Genomic DNA, 14092 nt, shown 5'->3' with positions numbered 1-14092 from the left:
CAGCAGGAGCCGGTCATGACGGTGGCAGTGATTCAAATGGTCAGCCAGAGCGACGTGCTCGCCAACCTGGCCAGCGCCCGACGCCTGTTGGAGCAAGCCGCTGCCGGTGGCGCGAAGCTGGCGGTGCTGCCGGAAAACTTCTCTGCCCTGGGCCGTCGTGACAGCGCCGATATCGGTCGCAATGAAGCCCTTGGTCGGGGCCCGATCCTGCCATGGTTGAAACAGGCCGCCCGCGACCTCAACTTATGGATTGTGGCCGGCACCTTGCCGCTGCCGCCCCGGGGGCAACCCGACGCCAAGGTGCGGGCCTGCTCGCTGCTGGTGGACGCGCGCGGCGAAGAGGTGGCGCGCTACGACAAGCTGCACCTGTTCGATGTGGACGTGGCCGACAGCCGCGGCCGCTACCGTGAGTCGGACGACTATGCTCATGGGCAGGAGGTGGTGGTGGCCGACACGCCGGTGGGGCGCCTGGGACTGACCGTGTGTTACGACCTGCGCTTCCCCGAGCTGTACAGCGAATTGCGCAAGGCGGGGGCCGAACTGATTACCGCGCCCTCGGCTTTTACGGCGGTAACGGGGGCGGCGCACTGGGAAGTGCTGATCCGCGCCCGCGCCATTGAAACCCAATGCTATGTCCTGGCGGCGGCCCAGGGCGGAACCCATCCAGGGCCGCGCGAGACCTACGGGCACGCGGCCATCGTCGATCCGTGGGGGCGCATCGTCGCCGAACAGGATCAAGGCGAAGCCGTGCTGCTGGCCGAACGGGACAGCAGCGAACAGGCGTCCATCAGGGCGCGGATGCCGGTGTCCAGTCACCGGCGCTTTTTCTCGCAGGGCGCCACGCGGCCTGCGTCTATCGCGGAGTGATTATGAGCGAGATGTTATCCACCGTCAGCGAACACCTGCTGAGCCCCGGCGGCTTGACCCTGGACAGCCTGCAATCGGTGCTGGGCGAGCTCGCGGGGCCAGGCATCGACGCTGCCGACCTGTATTTCCAGGGGCAGATTTCCGAGTCCTGGTCGCTGGAAGACGGCATCGTCAAGGAAGGCAGTTTCAACCTCGACCAGGGCGTGGGCGTGCGTGCCCAGTCCGGCGAGAAGACCGGTTTCGCCTACAGCAACACCATCAACCAGGACGCCCTGCTGCAGGCCGCCCGTGCGGCCCGCTCGATCTCCCGCGCCGGCCAGAACGGCCGCGTGCAGGCGTTCAGCAGCCAGGACGTGGCCCAGTTGTACGCGCCTGACAACCCCCTGGACGTGCTGAGCCGTGCCGAGAAGGTCGAGCTGCTCAAGCGCATCGACGTCGCCACCCGTGCCCTGGACCCTCGTATCCAGCAGGTCAGCGTGAGCATGGCCGGCGTGTGGGAACGCATTCTGGTGGCCGCTGCCGATGGCAGCCTGGCCGCTGACATCCGTCCGCTGGTGCGTTTCAACGTCAGCGTCATCGTCGAGCAGAACGGCCGTCGCGAGCGCGGCGGCCATGGCGGCGGCGGGCGTACCGACTACCGCTACTTCCTGCAGGACGACCGCGCCATGGGCTACGCCCGCGAGGCCCTGCGCCAGGCGCTGGTGAACCTGGAGGCCATCCCGGCGCCAGCGGGCACCTTGCCGGTGGTATTGGGTTCGGGCTGGTCCGGCGTGCTGCTGCACGAAGCCGTGGGCCACGGCCTGGAAGGCGACTTCAACCGCAAGGGCAGCTCCAACTACAGCGGCCGCCTGGGCGAGATGGTGGCGTCCAAGCTGTGCACCATCGTCGACGACGGCACCCTGGCGGGCCGCCGCGGCTCGCTGAGCGTGGACGACGAAGGCACCCCCACCCAGTGCACCACGCTGATCGAGAATGGCGTGCTCACCGGTTACATGCAGGACAAGCTCAACGCCCGCCTGATGGGCATGGCGGCCACCGGCAACGGTCGCCGCGAGTCCTACGCGCACCTGCCGATGCCGCGCATGACCAACACCTACATGCTGGGCGGCCAGAGCGACCCGGCAGAAATCATCGCCTCGGTGAAGCGCGGTATCTACTGCGCCAACCTGGGCGGTGGCCAGGTGGACATCACCAGCGGCAAGTTCGTGTTCTCCACCAGCGAAGCGTACCTGATCGAAGACGGCAAGATCACTGCCCCGGTCAAGGGCGCGACGTTGATCGGCAATGGCCCTGAGGCCATGAGCAAGGTATCGATGGTGGGTAATGACCTGTCGCTGGACAGCGGCGTGGGCACGTGCGGCAAGGATGGGCAGTCGGTGCCGGTGGGTGTTGGCCAGCCGACGCTGAAGATTGATGCGATTACCGTGGGTGGGACAGGGGCATAGCGGGGGCCTTTTCCCGAGCTCCGCCCGGTCCCACACAGGCCTGCATAAACCCTGTGGGACCGAGCGAAGCTCGGGAAGGCCACACACTGGCCAAACCTGCTATCAGCGCAAACCGCGCTGAGTCTCGTCCAGCTCGCGGATGTACTTGAAGATTTTACGCGTGGCCGCTGGCGGTTTGTTCTGCGCGGTCTCGTGCTGGGCCTGGCGGATCAGCTGGCGCAGGTGCTGGCGGTCGGCGTCAGGGTATTCACTGACGAATTTCTCCAGAACCTCGTCAGTACCCGAGACCAAGCGGTCGCGCCAGCGCTCCAGATTGTGGAAACGCTCGTTGTACTGGCGAGTGGAGGCATCGAGTTGATCGAGCAATTGCAGGATCGCGTCAGTGTCCTGGTCACGCATCAGGCGGCCGATGAACAGGATGTGCCGCTTGCGAGCGATATTGGCGGTGTGCTTCGGCGCATCGGCCAGGGCACGGCGCAAACCGTCGGTCAGGGGCAGTTTGGCCACAATATCGGCCTTGAGTGTGGTCAGGCGTTCGCCCAGATCGACCAGCGCGTGCAGCTCGCGTTTGACCTGAGTTTTGCTTTTTCCCTCGTCGAGGGAGTCGTCGTAAGAATCAACCATGGGGGCAGTCCGCTAATAAACGCCGCCATGATAACCAGTCAGGGGCCGCTTGTCCGGCCCGGTCGTAGCTTGACCCCCTGATGACAGCAGATTTTGAGTGGAGAACACCATGAACGCAATTCAAAGCGTCGGTCCCGCGGCACTGCCGGCCCTGCAGGAACAGGTTGAGCAGATCGTCGCCGAAGCCAAGCGCCAGGGTGCCAGCGCCTGTGAAGTGGCGGTGTCGCTGGAGCAGGGCCTGTCGACCTCGGTGCGCCAGCGCGAAGTGGAAACCGTGGAGTTCAACCGCGACCAGGGTTTCGGCATTACCCTGTACGTGGGCCAGCGCAAGGGTTCGGCCAGCACCTCGGCCAGCGGCCCGGATGCCATTCGCGAAACCGTGGCCGCCGCCCTGGCCATCGCCAAGCACACCTCGGAAGACGAGGCCTCGGGCCTGGCCGACGCCGCCCTGATGGCCCGCGACCTGCCGGACTTCGACCTTTACCACGCCTGGGACATCAGCCCCGAGCAGGCCATCGAACGCGCGCTGGCCTGTGAGGCCGCTGCGTTCGATGCCGACCCGCGCATCCTCAATGCCGACGGCACCACCCTCAGCAGCCACCAGGGCTGCCGTGTGTACGGTAACAGCCACGGCTTCATCGGTGGCTACGCCTCGACCCGTCACAGCCTGAGCTGCGTAATGATCGCTGAGGCCGACGGCCAGATGCAGCGCGACTACTGGTATGACGTGAACCGCCAGGGCGAACTGCTGCTGGACCCGGCGGTGATCGGCCAGCGTGCCGCCCAACGTGCCGCCGGTCGCCTGGGCGCGCGCCCGGTGCCGACCTGCGAAGTGCCGGTGCTGTTCAGCGCCGAACTGGCCGGTGGTTTGTTCGGCAGCTTCCTGTCGGCAGTCAGCGGCGGCAACCTGTACCGCAAGTCGTCGTTCCTGGAAGGCGCCATGGGCCAGACCCTGTTCCCCGAGTGGCTGACCCTGGACGAGCGCCCGCACCTGCAACGCGCGCTGGGCAGCGCCGCGTTCGACGGTGACGGCCTAGCCACCTACGCCAAACCGTTCGTCGAAAACGGCCGTCTGGTCTCGTATGTACTGAGCACCTACTCGGGCCGCAAGCTGGGCATGCCCAGCACCGCCAACGCCGGTGGCGTGCATAACCTGTTCGTCACCCATGGCGACCAGGACCAGGCCGCGCTGATCAAACAGATGGGCCGCGGCTTGCTTGTGACCGAGCTGATGGGCCATGGGTTGAACATGGTGACGGGCGATTATTCGCGCGGCGCGGCGGGTTTCTGGGTCGAGAATGGCGAGATCCAGTTCCCGGTGCAGGAAGTGACCATTGCCGGCAACATGAAGGACATGTTCCGCCAGATCGTGGCCGTTGGCAGCGATTTGGAGTTGCGCAGCAATGTGCGTACGGGGTCTGTGCTGATTGAGCGTATGACTGTAGCCGGCAGCTGATCTCCTGTAGCCGCTGCCGCCAGGCTGCGCTGGCCCTGTGCCTCACTGTAAATCCCCAGTGAACACGATGGCCAGCGCAGCCTGACGGCAGCGGCTACATCGGCATCCACAAAAAAGGCGTGTCGCCCCCCAGGCGACACGCCTTTTTTGTTATCCCTTGTTTTGATTCTCAATATCAATTAATAATAAATATCATTATCGCTATGAGGCCGCGTCGATGAAGTCCGCCGTTCAAGAGCAGTCCTACCTGGAAAACTGGCGCTGGTTAAGCCGGCAAATCCGCTGCGCATTGACGCCGAACGACCCGCGCATCATCGAAGACTACATGGCCGAAGGCCGTTTCCTGATCAGTTGTGGCGCTACCTCGGCCTGGACGGTGGCGCGTACCTGTTTCCGCCTGCTGCTGGACACCGCCACCGACCCGGCGCTGCCGTGGCACTGGCGCTGCCTGTGCCTGGACCAGGCCTACCGCCCCCTGCGCGACATGCGCCTGGCGGCGCGCAACGCCGAACACCTGCAACTGTGGCATCAGCACGGGCGGCAACTGGCCGTGTGCACGCTGCTGCCATCGATTTCCTTTTCCGATCTGCTGCAAGGACATTCCGATGAGTAATACCCGAATCGAGCGTGACAGCATGGGCGAACTGCAGGTGCCGGAGGCGGCCCTGTACGGTGCCCAGACCCAGCGCGCGGTGAACAACTTCCCGATCAGCCAGCAACGCATGCCGGCGCAATTCATCCGCGCCCTGGTGCTGGCCAAGGCCGCTGCGGCCAAGGCCAACGTCGAGCTTGAGCAGATCAGCGCAGCCCAGGGCGAGGCCATCGTCAAGGCCTGCCAGGAGCTGCTGGCTGGCGACTTCATGCAGCACTTCCCGGTGGATATCTTCCAGACCGGTTCGGGCACCAGCTCCAACATGAACGCCAACGAAGTGATCGCTACCTTGGCTACCCGTGGCCTGGGCGCAGCGGTCAACCCCAACGATCACGTGAACTGCGGGCAGAGCAGCAACGACATCATCCCCACCACCATCCACGTCAGCGCCGCCTTGGCCCTGCACGAGCAACTGCTGCCGGCGCTGGAGCACCTGGTGCAGGTGATCGAGCGCAAGGCCGAGCAGGTGCATGCCTACGTCAAGACCGGCCGTACCCACCTGATGGACGCCATGCCGGTGCGCATGAGCCAGGTGCTCAACGGCTGGTCGGCGCAGATCCGCGCCAACATTGCCCACCTGCGTGGCCTGCTGCCAAGCCTGCAATCCCTGGCCCAGGGCGGTACAGCGGTGGGCACTGGTATCAATGCTCACCCGCAATTCGCGGGGCGCTTCAGCCACCAACTCAGCCTGCTGACCGGCGTGGAGTTCACCCAGGGCCAGAACCTGTTTGCCCTGATCGGCTCCCAGGACACCGCCGTGGCCGTGTCCGGCCAGCTGAAAGGCGCCGCCGTGTCGCTGATGAAAATCGCCAACGACCTGCGCTGGATGAATTCCGGCCCACTGGCCGGCCTCGGCGAGATTGAGCTGGAAGGCCTGCAACCGGGCTCCTCGATCATGCCCGGCAAGGTCAACCCGGTCATCCCGGAAGCCACCGCCATGGTCGCCGCCCAGGTCATCGGCAACGACACCACCATCGCCATCGCTGGCCAGTCGGGCAACTTCGAGCTCAACGTGATGCTGCCCATCGTGGCGCAGAACCTGCTGTCGAGCATCGGGCTGATGGCCAACGCCAGCCGCCTGCTGGCGGACAAGGCCATTGCGACCTTCAAGGTCAACGAAGCCAAGCTCAAGGAAGCGCTGTCGCGCAACCCGATCCTGGTCACGGCGCTGAACCCGATCATCGGCTACCAGAAGGCCGCCGAAATCGCCAAGACCGCCTACAAGGAAGGCCGCCCGATCATCGACGTGGCGCTGGAGCACACGGACCTGTCGCGTAGCCAGCTGGAAACCCTGCTGGACCCGGAAAAGCTCACCGCTGGCGGCATCTGAGCCGCTTTCATCGTTTCGGAGACACACCATGCAGCACTGGAAACGCACCATTGAAATGGCCAACGCCTGCTTTGCCCGCGGTGAACTGGTGGATGCGCGGGAGCTGTACCTGCAAGCCCTCGCGCTGGCCCAGGTGCTGTTCGAACGCTGGTCGGATGTCGACGAAGCGGTGGCAGCGTGCGTGATTTCCCACCACAACCTGGCTGACCTGCACCTGCGCCTGTCGCAACCGGAGGAAAGCGCCGAGTACCTGTGCGCCATCCACCAGCGCCTGTTGCAGGCCGCCCAGGACGCGCGCCTTACGCCCGCGCTGCGCGAAGCCGCGCTGCGCCACAGCAGCAAGACCTACGCCGAGCTGCTGGCCTTCATCAGCGAGCACGGCGAATACCCGCGTACCAGCCGGCTGTTGTTTGGCCAGGAGCCACGGGGCCATGCGGCCCCCCATTACGGAGTTCACTGACAATGCCTTATACCTTGCCTGCACTGCCTTACGCCTACGATGCCCTGGAACCGCACCTGGATGCGCCCACCATGGAGATCCACCACACTAAGCACCACCAGACCTACATCAACAACCTCAACGCGGCCGTCGAGGGGACCGAGTACGCCGAATGGCCGATCGAGAAGCTGGTGGGCGCGGTCAAGCAACTGCCCGAGAAACTGCACGCGGCCGTGATCAACCAGGGTGGCGGCCACGCCAACCACTCACTGTTCTGGGAAGTCATGGCGCCCAATGCCGGCGGTCAGCCGCAGGGTAGCGTGGCCGAGGCCATCGACAAGCAGCTGGGCGGCTTCGACGCCTTCAAGGACGCCTTCACCAAGGCCGCACTGACGCGCTTCGGCAGCGGCTGGGCCTGGCTGAGCGTAACCCCGCAAAAGACCCTGGTAGTGGAAAGCAGCGGCAACCAGGACAGCCCGCTGATGCATGGCAACACGCCAATCCTGGGCCTGGACGTGTGGGAACACGCCTACTACCTCAAGTACCAGAACCGTCGTCCCGAATACATCAATGCCTTCTACAACGTGGTCAACTGGGCTGAAGTAGAGCGACGCTACCGGGCAGCCGTGGCCTGATGAATCGGCGGTTGTTCTTCACCCGGCTGCGCCTGATCCTGGGCACGGCCCTGCTGTTGGCGGGCGCGGCGATCATCGTCGCCGAAGCCATGGCCCGCTTCGCTCCCCTCTAGAGGCGCCCCGCCATCTGTAGCCGCTGCCGCCAAGCGGCGGCTACGGCTGTAACGAAATCTCACCTTTGAATCCTCGTCCCTGTATCGCTTGGAGTGCGATTATTCCCTTGTGGTTATATTCCATCGGAGGAATAATAAGATATGGATTGGGATGTCGAGTACACCGATACATTCGGTGACTGGTGGCGGGCGCTCAATAGCGGTGAACAGGAATCTGTACTCGCAAGCGTCAAGTTGCTTAAGTCGCTGGGACCGGCGCTTGGGTTTCCCCATAGCAGCAACATTCAGGGATCACGCCGTGGAAACCTTCGCGAACTTCGCGTTCAGCACAAGGGACAACCCCTTCGGGTGCTCTATGCGTTCGATCCACGACGCACCGCGCTATTGCTGTTAGGTGGGAACAAGAAGGGAAATGAGCGGTGGTATCGGACATCTGTCCCTCTGGCAGAACGCCTTTACGACGAGCACCTTGAAAATCTTCGAGAGGAGGGTTTGAACGATGGCTAAGCAATTTTCCGAGCTGGAAGCGGCAATGTCGACGCAATCGCGAGCGAATGCGGAAGCACTTTTCCAGCAGCATCTGCGAGAAATGCCGCTGCATGAGCTTCGCCAGGCAAAGGCAATGAGCCAGGCAGCACTAGCGCAGACCTTGCAGGTCAATCAGGCGGCCATTTCCAAGATGGAGCGTCGTACCGACATGTATATCAGCACCTTGCGCAACTACATTCGAGCAATGGGAGGCGAGTTGGACATCATCGCGACATTTCCCGAAGGCCAGGTAAAAATCGAGAACTTCGCCAACTGACAGCATGTAGCCGCTGCCGCCAGGCTGCGCTGGCCCTTGAATGCGCTGGAGATTGTCAGTGAGGCCCAGGGCCAGCGCAGCCTGCGGCAGCGGCTCCATGCATCCAACAAAAAGCCCGGCACTTTGGCCGGGCTTTTTGTTGGGTGGGGCAGGGCGGTCATTCGCCTTCGTCGAACTTGTTGTTGATCAGCTCGACGATCGCCGCCATGGCTTCGTCCTGTTGCGCGCCCTCGGTTTGCAGGTGCACTTGGGTGCCCTTGCCGGCCGCCAGCATCATGACGGCCATGATGCTCTTGCCGTCGATCAGGCTTTGCGAGTTGCGACCAATGCGCACCTGGCAGTCGGGGAATTTGCCGGCAACGCCGACGAACTTGGCCGCGGCACGGGCGTGCAGGCCAAGCTTGTTGATGATTTCGATTTCACGAGCAGGCATCGCGATGGGGATCCTTTCAACTGAGGTCGCGGTGGCGAACCTGGACATTCTTGAGCGTCTGCTGCAGCGCCTGGCCCAGCCGTTCGGTCAGGTAGACCGAACGATGGTGCCCGCCGGTGCAGCCGATGGCAATGGTGACGTAGGCACGGTTGCTGGCGGCGAAGCGCGGCAGCCATTTCTGCAGGTAGGTGGCGATGTCCTGGTACATCTCCTCGACGTCCGGCTGGGCAGCCAGGTAATCGATGACGGGCTGTTCGAGCCCCGAATGGTCGCGAAGTTCAGGCTTCCAGTAGGGGTTGGGCAGGCAGCGCACGTCGAACACCAGGTCGGCGTCCACCGGCATGCCACGCTTGAAGCCAAAGGACTCCACCAGGAACGCGGTGCCAGGCTCCGGCTTGTTCAGCAGCCGCAGCTTGAGCGAGTCGCGCAGCTGGTACAGATTCAGATGAGTGGTATTGATCTTCAGGTCAGCCAAGTCGGCGATCGGGCTGAGCAGGTTGGTCTCCACCCGAATGGCCTCGGCCAGCGAGCGGTTGGCCGTGCTCAGCGGGTGGCGGCGACGGGTCTCCGAGAAGCGCTTGAGCAGGGTTTCCTCGTCCGCGTCCAGGTACAGCACATCGCATTGGATGTGCTTGTCGCGGGCTTGCTGCAGCAACTGCGGGAACTGCGACAGGTCACTGGGCAGGTTGCGGGCGTCGATCGACACGGCCACCAGCGGCTGCGCCAGTTCGGTACGGATCAAGGCCCGTTCGGCCAGCTCCGGCAGCAGCCCGGCGGGCAGGTTGTCGATGCAATAGAAACCGTTGTCTTCCAGCACGTCCAGCGCAGTGCTTTTGCCTGAGCCGGAGCGGCCGCTGACGATGATCAGGCGCATGGTCAATGACCTTTCTGTTCGTCCAGAACCACTTGATAGAGGGCTTCGCTGCTGGACGCAGAACGCAGGCGCTCACGCACGTCGGCGCGGTCGAGCATGCCGGCGATCTGGCTCAGCAGGGCCAGGTGTTCGTTGGTGGCTTCCTGGGGTACCAGGAGCACGAAGACCAGGTCAACCGGAGCGCCATCGATGGCGTCGTAGTCGATCTTGTTCTCCAGGTGCAGCAGGGCGCTGATCGGCGTGGCGCAGCCGGCCAGGCGGCAATGGGGGATGGCAATACCGTTGCCAAAGCCCGTCGAGCCCAGTTTTTCGCGGGCGATCAGGCTGTCGAACACCACCTGCATCTCAAGGCCCGGAACCTCCCGGGCGATCAGGTTGGCGATGTGTTCGAGTACTTTTTTCTTGCTGCCGCCCGGCACGTTCACGAGGGAACGGCCGGGGGTCAGGATGTGTTCAAGTCGGATCATGGGTGGGGAGTGTCAGCGGGCAGTCGCGCCTTGCAGCAGACTCTGCTGTTTTTCCTTATGCTTTTTGAGTTGGCGATCAAGCTTGTCGGTCAGCAGGTCGATGGCCGCGTACATGTCGTCATGTTCCGCGTTGGCCACTACCTCACCGCCGGGTACGCGCAGGGTGGCCTCGATTTTCTGTTTCAGCTTCTCGACCTCCATGATGACCTGCACGTTGGTTATCTTGTCGAAATGGCGCTCCAATCGGTCGAGTTTCTCACCGATGTAAGTGCGCATGGCGTCGGTCACAACCAGTTGATGTCCACTGATGTTGACTTGCATACCGCTTTCTCCTTATTGCCAGTGCATAAAGAGACAGGTTGGATAACCTGCCACTGGAACGCTGTGGCACATCCGGTACGCCCACTGGCAGCGCCTTGACGCTGCCAGGAGGATCACATCAGCCGCTTGCGTTCGCTCGAAGGGGCGATCCCGAGGGATTCGCGGTACTTGGCGACAGTGCGGCGGGCGACCTGGATGCCTTGTGCCTCCAGTAAACCAGCGATCTTGCTGTCACTCAATGGCTTTTTCTGATTTTCGGCCGCAACCAGTTTCTTGATGATCGCGCGGATCGCCGTGGACGAGCATTCACCGCCCTCGGAGGTGCTGACGTGGCTGGAAAAAAAGTATTTCAGCTCGTAGATGCCGCGAGGGGTGTGCATGTATTTCTGGGTGGTTACCCGCGAAATGGTCGACTCGTGCATGCCCACCGCTTCGGCGATGTCGTGCAGCACCAGCGGCTTCATGGCTTCGTCGCCGTAGTCGAGGAAACCACGCTGGTGCTCGACGATCTGGCTGGCGACTTTCATCAGGGTTTCGTTGCGGCTTTGCAGGCTCTTGATGAACCAGCGGGCTTCCTGCAACTGGTTGCGCATGAAGGTGTTGTCGGCGCTGGTATCGGCACGGCGAACGAAGCCTGCGTACTGCGGGTTGACGCGCAGGCGCGGCACCGCTTCCTGGTTCAGCTCCACCAGCCAGCGGTCGCTGTCCTTGCGCACGATCACGTCGGGCACCACGTACTCGGCCTCGCTGGACTCGATCTGCGAGCCGGGGCGCGGGTTGAGGCTTTGCACCAGTTCGATGATCTGGCGCAGCTCGTCTTCCTTGAGCTTCATGCGGCGCATCAGCTGGCTGTAGTCACGGCTGCCCAGCAGGTCGATGTAGTCGGCCACCAGGCGCTGCGCTTCGGCCAGCCAAGGGGTCTTGGCGTGCATCTGGCGCAGTTGCAGCAGCAGGCACTCGCTGAGGTCGCGGGCACCGATGCCGGCTGGCTCGAATTGCTGGATGCGGTGCAGCACGGCTTCGACTTCGTCGAGCTCGATGTCCAGTTCCGGGTCGAACGAGTCGCAGATTTCCTGCAGGGTCTCGTCCAGGTATCCCTGGTTGTTGATGCAATCGATCAGGGTGACCGCGATCAGGCGATCGGTATCGGACATGGGCGCCAGGTTGAGTTGCCACAGCAGATGGCTTTGCAGGCTCTCGCCGGCCGACGTGCGGGTGGTGAAGTCCCATTCGTCGTCATCGTTGCTGGGCAGGCTGCTGGCGCTGGTCTGGTAGATGTCTTCCCACGCGGTGTCCACGGGAAGCTCGTTGGGAATGCGTTCGCTCCATTCACCGTCCTCGAGGTTGTCGACGGTGGGTGCCGAGGTTTCCTGGTAACTCGGTTCCTGGATTTCCGGCGTGACCTGCTGTTCGGCCTTGTCGGCCATGGGGTCACTGTTGTCGAAGTCGTCGCCTTCTTCCTGGCGCTCGAGCATCGGGTTGGATTCCAGGGCCTCTTGAATCTCCTGTTGGAGGTCCAGTGTGGAGAGCTGGAGGAGGCGGATGGCCTGTTGCAACTGCGGTGTCATCGTCAGTTGCTGGCCCATTCTTAGGACGAGCGATGGTTTCATGGCAGGGGCTTAACACCTTATTCGCCGGCGCAGAGCGCCATCCACTACAGGGCGCCGAGGCTTTCGGCTTTTGTCGTAAGCAAATTATATGCCTGAAACCGAAGTGTTTGCCTAGAGCGATGCCGCAATAAAACCCCCAATGGGGTTAAAAAAGTTGCGGCACGCCCAGGCAACCAGCCAACACCTCGCCTGTTACAGGCGGAACTCGTGACCGAGGTAAACCTCTTTCACCAGTTGGTTTGCCAGGATGGTTTCAGCGTCGCCTTCGGCGATCAGCTGGCCATCGTTGACGATGTAAGCGGTTTCGCAGATGTCCAGCGTCTCGCGAACGTTGTGGTCGGTGATCAATACGCCGATGCCCTTGTTCTTGAGGTGGTGGATGATCTGCTTGATGTCACCGACCGAGATCGGGTCGACACCGGCGAACGGTTCGTCCAGCAGGATGAACTTGGGCGCGGTGGCCAGCGCACGGGCGATTTCCACCCGGCGGCGTTCGCCACCGGACAGGCTCATGCCCAGGTTGTCGCGGATGTGGGTGATGTGGAATTCCTGCAGCAGGCTTTCCAGCTCCTTCACGCGGCCGGCCTTGTCCAGTTCCTTGCGGGTTTCCAGGATGGCCATGATGTTGTCCGACACCGACAGCTTGCGGAAGATCGAGGCTTCCTGCGGCAGGTAGCCGATGCCCGACAGCGCGCGGCCGTGCATGGGCTGGTGGCTGACGTCCAGGTCGTCGATCAGCACGCGGCCCTGATCGGCGCGCACCAGGCCCACGATCATGTAGAAACAGGTGGTCTTGCCGGCGCCGTTAGGCCCCAGCAAGCCGACGATCTGCCCACTTTCGATGGAGATGCTGACATCCCGCACAACCTGCCGGCCCTTGTAGGCCTTGGCCAGGTGCTGGGCTTTGAGAATAGCCATTACTTGCCCTGCTGCTGGTCGGTTTTGCTTTTGGGCTGGATGACCATGTCGATCCGTGGCCGTGGCGTGACCTTGGCGCCCGTGGCGCGGCCGGCGTTGACCACCTGCTTGACGGTGTCGTAGACGATCTTCTCGCCTTCGGACGTGTTGCCGTCATTCACCACCTTGGCCTGGTCGATCAGGATGATGCGGTTCTGCGCCGAGAAGTACTGGATGGTCTTGCCGTAACCCTGCACGATCGGCTTGTCGATGGCCGGTTTCTGCTCGTAGTACGCCAGGTTGCCCACCGACGTGAACACGTCGACGTCGCCTTGCGCGTTGCGGGTGATGGTCACGGTGTTGCCGGTGATCTTCATGGTGCCCTGGGTAATGATGACATTGCCCTTGTAGGTGGCCACGCCCTGCTTGTCATCCAGTTGAGCGTCGTCGGACTGGATGTGGATAGGCTGATCACGGTCGGTCGGCAGTGCCCAGGCGCTCGCGCTTCCCAGTGCCGTGCCCAGGGTGAGCAATAAAGGAAGGGTATTAACGAGCCTCATACAATCCTCTTACGTTGGACAGCAAGTTGATCTTGCTGTCTTTCAAATATGCTTTCATGCCCTTGCCCGTAGAGACGCCACCGGCGCCGTCGATTCTAACGTCTCGGTCTGTCTGCGCATATTGCTGTTGGGGGAATACCGTCATGCGCGTGCTGGTGATCAGCGTAGGCCGGTTTTTCTGGTCGGTGCGGGCAATGCGGACGTTGTCGATCAATTCGACCTGGGTGCCGTCCGGGTTGACCTCGCCGTGGTCGCTGGTGACGTGCCAGGGGTAGACCGTGCCGCGGTACAGGTTCATGTCCGGGTTGGTCACCTTGGTGATCTGGCTGGCCTGCATGTGCTCGACCTTGTCCGCCGTCATGCGGTATTGCACGCCGCCGTCAGGCAGGTACTGCACACTGTGGGCATTGATGGCGTAATAGTCGATGGCACTATCGTCGATAGCCGCAGCCGGCTTCTCGAGGAAGGTGTCAGGGTTGATGTTCCAGTAGCCGACCGAGACGAAGATCGCCACGACGACACAGAACAGCAAGAGATTGCGCAGTTTTTTGCTCGGCATGGGAA

General features: G+C 62.7%; 18 protein-coding genes. 9 read left to right on the top strand and 9 right to left on the bottom strand.

What is annotated here, in order from left to right; all coding sequences use genetic code 11:
• The first annotated feature begins 15 nt into the window (after window positions 1-15).
• Both ACZ9GA_RS23900 and tldD read left to right on the top strand, forming a co-directional pair.
• A complete protein-coding gene (locus ACZ9GA_RS23900; protein WP_457360351.1) occupies window positions 16-867 on the top strand; it encodes a carbon-nitrogen hydrolase family protein in 852 nt (283 codons plus the stop codon).
• A gap of 2 nt (window positions 868-869) precedes the next feature.
• Window positions 870-2312: a metalloprotease TldD gene (tldD, locus tag ACZ9GA_RS23895; protein WP_027976807.1), complete on the top strand. Its 1443-nt coding sequence runs from the start codon at window positions 870-872 to the stop codon at window positions 2310-2312.
• A gap of 102 nt (window positions 2313-2414) precedes the next feature.
• On the opposite strand, the gene yjgA is transcribed toward tldD, so the two are convergent.
• Window positions 2415-2936 carry a ribosome biogenesis factor YjgA gene (gene yjgA, locus ACZ9GA_RS23890; RefSeq protein WP_457360353.1) on the bottom strand — a complete coding sequence of 174 codons (522 nt, stop codon included), beginning with the start codon at window positions 2934-2936 and terminating at the stop codon, window positions 2415-2417.
• A gap of 109 nt (window positions 2937-3045) precedes the next feature.
• Between yjgA and pmbA the strand changes: the two genes are divergently transcribed.
• The 7 genes from pmbA (at window position 3046) to ACZ9GA_RS23855 (ending at window position 8366) form a co-directional block, all read left to right on the top strand.
• Entirely contained in the window at window positions 3046-4392 is a 1347-nt protein-coding gene (pmbA, locus tag ACZ9GA_RS23885; RefSeq protein WP_027976809.1) for a metalloprotease PmbA, read from the top strand.
• Between the two features lie 217 nt (window positions 4393-4609).
• Window positions 4610-5005, top strand: a complete 396-nt coding sequence (locus tag ACZ9GA_RS23880; protein WP_457360356.1) for a FagA protein — start codon at window positions 4610-4612, stop codon at window positions 5003-5005.
• Window positions 4998-6374 (top strand): class II fumarate hydratase, encoded by a 1377-nt coding sequence (locus ACZ9GA_RS23875; protein WP_457360358.1) that lies wholly within the window; start codon window positions 4998-5000, stop codon window positions 6372-6374. The genes ACZ9GA_RS23880 and ACZ9GA_RS23875 overlap by 8 nt, the downstream gene beginning before the upstream one ends.
• A 28-nt stretch (window positions 6375-6402) precedes the next feature.
• Entirely contained in the window at window positions 6403-6834 is a 432-nt protein-coding gene (locus tag ACZ9GA_RS23870) for a hypothetical protein (protein ID WP_457360360.1), read from the top strand.
• A 2-nt stretch (window positions 6835-6836) separates the two neighbouring features.
• Entirely contained in the window at window positions 6837-7448 is a 612-nt protein-coding gene (locus ACZ9GA_RS23865; protein ID WP_457360362.1) for a superoxide dismutase, read from the top strand.
• A gap of 254 nt (window positions 7449-7702) precedes the next feature.
• Window positions 7703-8068 carry a type II toxin-antitoxin system RelE/ParE family toxin gene (locus ACZ9GA_RS23860; RefSeq protein ID WP_457360364.1) on the top strand — a complete coding sequence of 122 codons (366 nt, stop codon included), beginning with the start codon at window positions 7703-7705 and terminating at the stop codon, window positions 8066-8068.
• Window positions 8061-8366 (top strand): helix-turn-helix domain-containing protein, encoded by a 306-nt coding sequence (locus tag ACZ9GA_RS23855; protein WP_457360366.1) that lies wholly within the window; start codon window positions 8061-8063, stop codon window positions 8364-8366. Before ACZ9GA_RS23860 ends, ACZ9GA_RS23855 begins: the two co-directional genes overlap by 8 nt.
• A 157-nt stretch (window positions 8367-8523) precedes the next feature.
• Here ACZ9GA_RS23855 and ACZ9GA_RS23850 read toward each other — a convergent pair whose 3' ends face one another.
• The 8 genes from ACZ9GA_RS23850 to lptC form a co-directional block, all read right to left on the bottom strand.
• Window positions 8524-8799: an HPr family phosphocarrier protein gene (locus ACZ9GA_RS23850; protein WP_457360368.1), complete on the bottom strand. Its 276-nt coding sequence runs from the start codon at window positions 8797-8799 to the stop codon at window positions 8524-8526.
• A 16-nt stretch (window positions 8800-8815) separates the two neighbouring features.
• Window positions 8816-9673, bottom strand: a complete 858-nt coding sequence (rapZ, locus tag ACZ9GA_RS23845) for an RNase adapter RapZ (RefSeq protein WP_027976814.1) — start codon at window positions 9671-9673, stop codon at window positions 8816-8818.
• Between the two features lie 2 nt (window positions 9674-9675).
• Window positions 9676-10140 (bottom strand): PTS IIA-like nitrogen regulatory protein PtsN, encoded by a 465-nt coding sequence (gene ptsN, locus ACZ9GA_RS23840; protein WP_457360370.1) that lies wholly within the window; start codon window positions 10138-10140, stop codon window positions 9676-9678.
• A 12-nt stretch (window positions 10141-10152) separates the two neighbouring features.
• On the bottom strand, window positions 10153-10461 hold the full coding sequence (gene hpf, locus ACZ9GA_RS23835) for a ribosome hibernation-promoting factor, HPF/YfiA family (protein WP_008365312.1): 309 nt from the start codon (window positions 10459-10461) through the stop codon (window positions 10153-10155).
• A gap of 113 nt (window positions 10462-10574) precedes the next feature.
• Window positions 10575-12071, bottom strand: a complete 1497-nt coding sequence (locus ACZ9GA_RS23830) for an RNA polymerase factor sigma-54 (protein WP_457360372.1) — start codon at window positions 12069-12071, stop codon at window positions 10575-10577.
• Window positions 12072-12263: 192 nt separating this feature from the next.
• Complete coding sequence (gene lptB / locus ACZ9GA_RS23825) at window positions 12264-12989, bottom strand: LPS export ABC transporter ATP-binding protein (RefSeq protein ID WP_027976817.1); 726 nt, start codon at window positions 12987-12989, stop codon at window positions 12264-12266.
• Entirely contained in the window at window positions 12989-13528 is a 540-nt protein-coding gene (gene lptA / locus ACZ9GA_RS23820; protein ID WP_027976818.1) for a lipopolysaccharide transport periplasmic protein LptA, read from the bottom strand. The genes lptB and lptA overlap by 1 nt, the downstream gene beginning before the upstream one ends.
• Window positions 13515-14087, bottom strand: coding sequence for an LPS export ABC transporter periplasmic protein LptC (gene lptC, locus ACZ9GA_RS23815; protein ID WP_457360375.1), 573 nt, complete (start codon window positions 14085-14087; stop codon window positions 13515-13517). The genes lptA and lptC overlap by 14 nt, the downstream gene beginning before the upstream one ends.
• Window positions 14088-14092 lie beyond the last annotated feature (5 nt).

The organism is Pseudomonas sp. TE3644 (assembly GCF_056278815.1).
The sequence above is the reverse complement of the archived record's forward strand: the minus strand, read 5'-3'. Positions and strand labels throughout refer to the sequence as shown.

Coding starts and splice junctions, on each gene's coding strand:
- ACZ9GA_RS23870 (WP_457360360.1), top strand. CDS start 6,403: ATGCAGCACTGGAAACGCACCATTGAAATGGCCAACGCCTGCTTTGCC.
- lptA (WP_027976818.1), bottom strand. CDS start 13,528: ATGAGGCTCGTTAATACCCTTCCTTTATTGCTCACCCTGGGCACGGCA.
- ACZ9GA_RS23900 (WP_457360351.1), top strand. CDS start 16: ATGACGGTGGCAGTGATTCAAATGGTCAGCCAGAGCGACGTGCTCGCC.
- ACZ9GA_RS23865 (WP_457360362.1), top strand. CDS start 6,837: ATGCCTTATACCTTGCCTGCACTGCCTTACGCCTACGATGCCCTGGAA.
- hpf (WP_008365312.1), bottom strand. CDS start 10,461: ATGCAAGTCAACATCAGTGGACATCAACTGGTTGTGACCGACGCCATG.
- lptB (WP_027976817.1), bottom strand. CDS start 12,989: ATGGCTATTCTCAAAGCCCAGCACCTGGCCAAGGCCTACAAGGGCCGG.
- lptC (WP_457360375.1), bottom strand. CDS start 14,087: ATGCCGAGCAAAAAACTGCGCAATCTCTTGCTGTTCTGTGTCGTCGTG.
- tldD (WP_027976807.1), top strand. CDS start 870: ATGAGCGAGATGTTATCCACCGTCAGCGAACACCTGCTGAGCCCCGGC.
- ACZ9GA_RS23855 (WP_457360366.1), top strand. CDS start 8,061: ATGGCTAAGCAATTTTCCGAGCTGGAAGCGGCAATGTCGACGCAATCG.
- yjgA (WP_457360353.1), bottom strand. CDS start 2,936: ATGGTTGATTCTTACGACGACTCCCTCGACGAGGGAAAAAGCAAAACT.
- ACZ9GA_RS23880 (WP_457360356.1), top strand. CDS start 4,610: ATGAAGTCCGCCGTTCAAGAGCAGTCCTACCTGGAAAACTGGCGCTGG.
- ACZ9GA_RS23830 (WP_457360372.1), bottom strand. CDS start 12,071: ATGAAACCATCGCTCGTCCTAAGAATGGGCCAGCAACTGACGATGACA.
- ACZ9GA_RS23850 (WP_457360368.1), bottom strand. CDS start 8,799: ATGCCTGCTCGTGAAATCGAAATCATCAACAAGCTTGGCCTGCACGCC.
- ACZ9GA_RS23875 (WP_457360358.1), top strand. CDS start 4,998: ATGAGTAATACCCGAATCGAGCGTGACAGCATGGGCGAACTGCAGGTG.
- ptsN (WP_457360370.1), bottom strand. CDS start 10,140: ATGATCCGACTTGAACACATCCTGACCCCCGGCCGTTCCCTCGTGAAC.
- pmbA (WP_027976809.1), top strand. CDS start 3,046: ATGAACGCAATTCAAAGCGTCGGTCCCGCGGCACTGCCGGCCCTGCAG.
- ACZ9GA_RS23860 (WP_457360364.1), top strand. CDS start 7,703: ATGGATTGGGATGTCGAGTACACCGATACATTCGGTGACTGGTGGCGG.
- rapZ (WP_027976814.1), bottom strand. CDS start 9,673: ATGCGCCTGATCATCGTCAGCGGCCGCTCCGGCTCAGGCAAAAGCACT.